Source organism: Burkholderia sp. DN3021 (assembly GCF_049805555.1).
GTDB lineage: Bacteria > Pseudomonadota > Gammaproteobacteria > Burkholderiales > Burkholderiaceae > Burkholderia > Burkholderia pyrrocinia_C.
Genome location: NZ_JBNCAB010000240.1, coordinates 1 through 1,041, shown reverse-complemented (window position 1 = coordinate 1,041; position 1,041 = coordinate 1). Strand labels below are relative to the sequence as shown.

The 1,041-nt window shown below is 57.3% G+C and carries 1 protein-coding gene; it reads left to right on the top strand.

Annotated elements, in window-relative coordinates:
* Nucleotides 1-448 precede the first annotated feature (448 nt).
* The coding region (locus ACPUER_RS36840) for a M66 family metalloprotease (RefSeq protein ID WP_425133588.1) at nucleotides 449-1,041 on the top strand (593 nt) is incomplete at its 3' end.

Sequence of the window (1,041 nt, the reverse complement as noted above, 5' to 3'; positions counted from 1 at the left end):
GATAACCTTAGGCAAGCCGTTCAAAGTCTTGCCAGGTATGGGCCACTCGATGGTTTGGTACTTGAGCACATCGGCAAATTTTTAATCTTGTTACGTGAGATCAGAAAGATTGAATCGGGAGTCGCGTCATGAAATCGGTGCATTGATATATATGAGCGTTTGTAATCCTAATCAAATGTGAATTTTTATCAACAAAATAGGAAATAGAATCATGCCTGCCATCAATATTATGTCACGCGCTGCGGTAGTTGCAGTGTCGTCAGCATGCGTCCTTGCCGGGTGTGGTGGTGACGGCCCGACACCGATTTCGTCCAGTCTGAATGGGCCGGATAGTCGTCCCCAACATCCTCCTCGCGATCCAGGGCCGACGGGGACAGCCCCGGTGACGCCTGCACCGGATGCGCCCGCGCCCTCTACGGGGTCGCCTGCGCCCACATCGAAGGTATCGTTGGCTGATCTATCTTTTGCACAGTCTCACGTTATCTCAAGTGCCGGCCGGAGCTGGCAGCTCGCCCAAATTTCGGCCACGCTCAGAGTCGTGGGCAAGCGCGCCGCACTGGCACTGGCGAACATTGCCCAATCCGATGTCAAGAATCCCGTCCTGGAGGCGTGGCGCGATGGCACAAAGCTGGGTGTACTCGCGCTGAGCCCCCCGTCCGCACTGCCGGCGACCGAGTCGGGCGGCCGTGCATATCCCGCGGACCGTTGGAGCGTAGCAGTCCCCGCAGAATGGATGGTGCCGGGAACATCGTTTGTGGTGTCTGCCGCCAACTACCTGGCGAGTGACGCCCAGCGCCCCCTGTTCAACAGCGACGGCGACATGCGCCTGACGATCACGCCGTTCTACCTGTTCGGGGCAAACGACAAGAACAGCGTGCCATTTGCGGATGTGGCCAAGCCAAATGAGAAGACCCAAAACGAAATCTTCGCCAAATGGCCGTTCTCGAGCGTCAACATCTATACGCATGCGGCAGGATACTTCACGTTGCCGTATTTGGTCGTTGGTCCGAGGCAGGATGCCTCGGGTACGCCACAGCCCGC